The sequence below is a fragment of the Cellulomonas bogoriensis 69B4 = DSM 16987 genome (assembly GCF_000767165.1).
GTDB classification, from domain to species: domain Bacteria; phylum Actinomycetota; class Actinomycetes; order Actinomycetales; family Cellulomonadaceae; genus Actinotalea; species Actinotalea bogoriensis.
In genome coordinates this window covers 1-941 of sequence record NZ_AXCZ01000368.1, presented here as the reverse complement: position 1 = coordinate 941, position 941 = coordinate 1, and the positions used below count along the sequence as shown (strand labels likewise).

1 protein-coding gene is annotated in these 941 nt (G+C 76.7%); it reads left to right on the top strand.

Annotation, left to right across the window (positions count from 1 at the left end; genetic code table 11):
• A partial coding sequence (locus N869_RS15470; RefSeq protein WP_198026114.1) for an amidase family protein occupies nt 1–941 on the top strand: 941 nt, incomplete at both ends.

The following is a 941-nucleotide window of genomic DNA, read 5'->3' as shown; positions in this document are numbered from 1 at the left end:
CGTGTCGGGCGCACCCGACCCCGCGGCCCCGACCGTGGACGCGGCGGACCTGGAGAGCATCTGGCGGGTCACGCACGTGGTGCCCGACGACCTGCCACCGCCGCCGGCGCAGGGCCCGTTGGCCGGCGCCCGGCTCGCGGTGAAGGACCTGTTCGCGGTCGCGGGCCAGCGCATCGGCGCGGGGAACCCGTCCTGGTTGCTGCACGCCCCGGTCGAGGAGCGCACCGCGAGCGCGGTCGCCGCCCTGGTGGGAGCCGGGTGCCTGATCGAGGGCCTGGCCCACACCGATGAGCTGGCCTTGTCGTTGGCGGGCAAGAACGTGCACTACGGCACACCGCCCAACCCTGCGGCGCCGGGGCGCATCCCTGGCGGGTCCACGAGCGGGCCCGCCAGCGCGGTGGCGGCCCACCTGGCGGACGTGGCGTTGGGCACGGACACGGGCGGGTCGGTGCGGGTGCCGGCGTCGTACTGCGGGTTGTACGGGTTGCGGACCACGCACGACGCGGTGGCGCGGGACGGTCTGGTGGGTCTGGCGCCGTCGTTCGACACGGTGGGCGTCCTGACCCGGGACGCACGCACCCTGCTCACCGCAGCGGACCAGCTGCTGCCCCCGCAGGCCGGCACCCCGTGGGCGGGTCCGGTGGAGCTGGTACTGGTGCCTGCGCTGCTGGACCTGGTGCCCGAGGACGTGCGGGAGGCGACCCTGGCGGCGGCGACGGCGCTGGCCGTGCGCACCTCGGGCACGCTCGTGGTGCAGGACGTGGTCCGGCGCCAGGACGTGGAGGACCTGTTCACAGCGTTCCGGACGGTGCAGGCCGCCCAGGCGTGGCAGCTGCACGGCCGCTTCGTGGAGGGCGCCGACGTGGACCCGGTGATCGCGGGGCGCTTCCAGGGGGGTCGGGCGGCCGCCGCGGACGCACCGGGCCTGGCGGCGGCGCGGG